Source organism: Brachyspira sp., assembly GCF_050873525.1.
GTDB lineage: Bacteria > Spirochaetota > Brachyspiria > Brachyspirales > Brachyspiraceae > Brachyspira.
Genome location: NZ_JBNMIZ010000250.1, coordinates 1 through 3,462, shown reverse-complemented (window position 1 = coordinate 3,462; position 3,462 = coordinate 1). Strand labels below are relative to the sequence as shown.

The window sequence follows — 3,462 nt, the reverse complement described above, 5'->3', positions numbered from 1 at the left end:
TATTTGTTATTATATTTATAGATTGATTAATTAAATATTAGTTAATCTTATAATTAAACTTTATGAATTTATAAGTCGATATTTTAAAAAAGTTATTGACAAATTTAAAAAGTTTGTTATTATATTGATAGATAAAGAAAATAAAAACAGCGGAGTTTAGACGAAGCAGTTTTTATGATTGAAAAAGAAAAAATAAATAGTGTCATTCGCCGTAGGCGTCCCTTTGGGAACGAGCCGAGAGGCGAAGTAATCCAGATTGGAAATGATGCTTTTCTTAATAACAAGGCGGCTTCAGCCCCTTGTGTTAACGATACAGAGAAAAGCATGCAATGGGCTAAAGCCCGTTGTTATCATGTTTGGATTGCCACGCTCACGCTCGCAATGACGAGGAAAAAGAGAAAATGAAAAAGATTTGTATTAAGAATAGCTTTATATTTGGTTTGATAATTAGGGCGGTTTCAGAATGGTTCTATTATACAAATATACAAATATACAAATATACAAATATACAAATATACAAATATACAAATATACAAATATACAAATATACAAATATCACTTTTTAATTATATCATTAAATGCGATTTTTGTCAACACCTTAAAAAAATTTTTTTCATTCAAAAACTATTTGGAAATATTAGCTGTCATTACGAGGGCAACGCCCGAAGTAATCCAGCGAAAAGGAATTTTATTATTTTGGATTGCTTCACTACCGTTCGCAATGACGATGCATTTTTTAGTCATTACGAGGCTATTTATAGCCGAAGTAATCCACTTTATTTTGATTGCCACGCCGACAAGTCGGCTCGCAATGACGCGCTGGTTTACTTTCAATTTGATAAGTTTCAGAGATTTTTCTCTGTTATTTATAAAAAAATATTTAATATAGGAGGGTTTGATTATGTCAAACTTATTTAAACGATTTTTTACTCACAAATCAAAATTTTTATTAATAATCTTATGTTTACTCGGACTTACTTTTTCTTATAGTTGCTCTTGTAGGAATGAATCAACGGGACCAAAATGGGGAGACGATGACAAAAAAGATGGTAATACGCTTACGGGCGGAATAGACAATGGGCAAGGAGGTAAGGTATATACTCCAGGCACAAAGTTATCAAGAACTTTAATGGTTGTAAACTCTAAAGCAACTGATACGAGCTATCCAATAGGTATAACAGTTACTAATGCGGATTATACTTGGGAGGTTAGTGGAGATTTAGTTTCCGATACTTTCGAGGTAAAGGATGGAAATTTAAAAGTAAAGGGAGAAAAGCTTGGCGATATTACTGCCAAAAAGAGTGCGAAGCTAACCATCAATTATAAAAAGAATTCAGAATTTGGAGATAAAGATACTCTTTCTAAAGATAGCGATACTTTCGATATTGAAGTGACGAAAGCTGAAAATCTTGATAAACAAACTTTAGGAGATAATATAAGGAAAGCAATAAACGCACAATTTAGTTCTGGCAAATATATTTTTACAGGTGAATTATCTTCTACAAGTAGTTCAGATACAACAAAAATTTCTATTAAAAATAATTCAAATACTCATAGTGATAAAGATAAAGCAAGCGCTGGAACTGTTAAAGAATTGATTTTAAATCAACTGCATGCTAATACTACACTACAAAAATATTTTGAACAAGACGGCATAAAATTTAAAGATGGTTATAATGGAAAAGGAACACAAAGCGCTACTTTTACTATTTTGCTTACTCCAAAGCCTGAATATGAAATTGATATTCCACAAAGTTTTATACTCGAATTGGATGCAACTAAAGGAGAGTGGGTTGATTAATAATTAATAAGTTAGTTTAAGAATAGTAGACATAGATTTACCATAAAAATTATATTGGTAAAGATTAATAAGATTTTGATTTAAGCCCCATGTAGAGATGCATGGGGTTGTATTAAATTTGTAATAGCCTAGTAAGGCGAGCGGTAAAAAACCGTCATTGCGAGGGGCGATAGCCCCGAAGCAATCCACTATTAATAAAGTTAAATTTTGAAAATAGAATTTCTTAATTTTGGATTACTTCAGTCGTTTCACTCCTTCGTAATGACAACGATAAAAAACAATGAATATTAGGAAGGCTAAATATTCAGAAACAAGGGAGTAAAACTCCCGTCAATAAAAGAGAGGAGAATTTAAAAAAAGGAATATATCCCGTAAGAAGTTGGACTATCAAATACTAGTGAAGATGTTTTTTTGTCCACTTTTTTTACAAAAAAAGTGGTAGTTTTTTGGTTCTTTTTTGCTATCAAAAAAGAACGAATAATTTTTGATACTTTTATTAAAAGTAAAAGCGAGGATTTGAAATGAAAAATTTAATTATACTTCCCCTCTTGGCGATTTTCCTTGTCGCATGCGAAAAATCCACCCTCAAAATCACCCACCCCGATGACAACTTTTTTCTTAATAAATTAAAAACTCTGGGAACTGATTTTACCGTTTCGAGCGATGGAAAAACTATAACAGCCAACGGAACGAATTATACTTTTGAAAAAACTATTTCTGGGCTTGGCGGTATTTATTCTGACGGCAAGGGCGGTTATATGGTTGTAGTCCCCGCAGGCGAATCGGCTCACACGGTTACAATGGGAGAAGCCGAAAAAGAAACTTTGGAAGAAATAATCGACATAATCGGAATGGAAAATTCTGGCGGTATAATCGGCGCTCTAACGACTACGGAAGGCTTTAAAGATAATAAAAATATCGAAGGACTTAAATCTGGACTTTCGGACGATAAAAAACGGCAATTAGAAGATTTAATTGCAAATAAAAAATTGGATGAAAAAAATCTGGGAACTTATGAAAAATTCCCAAAAACAACAACTTAAAAAAGGAGTAATAAAAGAAAAAAATAATTTATCGTCATTGCGAGGACTTGATAAAGTCCGAAGCAATCCACTATTAGAATAGTGCTTTTTCTAACAACAACGGGTTTCAACCCCTTGTGTTAACATCTCATGAAAAAGCACACAAGGGGCTGAAGCCACCTTGTTATTAAGAATGTTAACGAATTGTAAATTTGTCATTGCGAGGGCTTTAGCCCGAAGCAATCCACTATTAATAAAACTAAATTTTAAAAATAGAACTTCTTAATTTTGGATTACTTCGCTACCGCTCGTAATGACGGTGAAAAAAAGATTGTCATTGCGAACGAAGTGAAGCAATCCACACTAAATAGATTGCTTCGGCTATAAATAGCCTCGCAATGACGGGACTGTCCGAATTAGCGAAAATGTTTCTACTAACGGATTACGAAGTCTAGACGGAGTTGTTTTTGCTTCTTTTTGACAAAAAGAAGTCGCTTTTTGGCGTCTGCCCGCTTTAGCGTGGTTCTTTTTTCTCGATAGAAAAAAGAACGGAACTTTTGACTTACTTTAAAAAAGTAAGAAAAGATTAAAAGGAAAAACATGAAATTTTATAAACTAACTTTATACTCCCTAATAATC

At 32.7% G+C, this 3,462-nt stretch carries 5 protein-coding genes; 4 read left to right on the top strand and 1 reads right to left on the bottom strand.

The features are described from left to right. The first annotated feature begins 174 nt into the window (after positions 1-174). On the top strand, positions 175-405 hold the full coding sequence (locus ACR0QS_RS12075; protein WP_432633704.1) for a hypothetical protein: 231 nt from the start codon (positions 175-177) through the stop codon (positions 403-405). Next, positions 402-566, top strand: a complete 165-nt coding sequence (locus ACR0QS_RS12070) for a hypothetical protein (protein WP_432633703.1) — start codon at positions 402-404, stop codon at positions 564-566. The genes ACR0QS_RS12075 and ACR0QS_RS12070 overlap by 4 nt, the downstream gene beginning before the upstream one ends. Before the next feature lie 58 nt (positions 567-624). Here the strand turns inward: ACR0QS_RS12070 and ACR0QS_RS12065 are convergent, their stop codons facing one another. Continuing rightward, positions 625-834, bottom strand: a complete 210-nt coding sequence (locus ACR0QS_RS12065; RefSeq protein WP_432633702.1) for a hypothetical protein — start codon at positions 832-834, stop codon at positions 625-627. A 67-nt stretch (positions 835-901) separates the two neighbouring features. Here ACR0QS_RS12065 and ACR0QS_RS12060 point away from each other — a divergent pair, with 67 nt between their 5' ends. Together ACR0QS_RS12060 and ACR0QS_RS12055 are read left to right on the top strand one after the other, a co-directional pair. Continuing rightward, a complete protein-coding gene (locus ACR0QS_RS12060) occupies positions 902-1,801 on the top strand; it encodes a hypothetical protein (RefSeq protein WP_432633701.1) in 900 nt (299 codons plus the stop codon). Positions 1,802-2,322: 521 nt separating this feature from the next. After that, positions 2,323-2,844 carry a hypothetical protein gene (locus tag ACR0QS_RS12055; protein ID WP_432633700.1) on the top strand — a complete coding sequence of 174 codons (522 nt, stop codon included), beginning with the start codon at positions 2,323-2,325 and terminating at the stop codon, positions 2,842-2,844. Positions 2,845-3,462: the final 618 nt, after the last annotated feature.

Coding starts and splice junctions, on each gene's coding strand:
- ACR0QS_RS12075 (WP_432633704.1), top strand. CDS start 175: ATGATTGAAAAAGAAAAAATAAATAGTGTCATTCGCCGTAGGCGTCCC.
- ACR0QS_RS12070 (WP_432633703.1), top strand. CDS start 402: ATGAAAAAGATTTGTATTAAGAATAGCTTTATATTTGGTTTGATAATT.
- ACR0QS_RS12060 (WP_432633701.1), top strand. CDS start 902: ATGTCAAACTTATTTAAACGATTTTTTACTCACAAATCAAAATTTTTA.
- ACR0QS_RS12055 (WP_432633700.1), top strand. CDS start 2,323: ATGAAAAATTTAATTATACTTCCCCTCTTGGCGATTTTCCTTGTCGCA.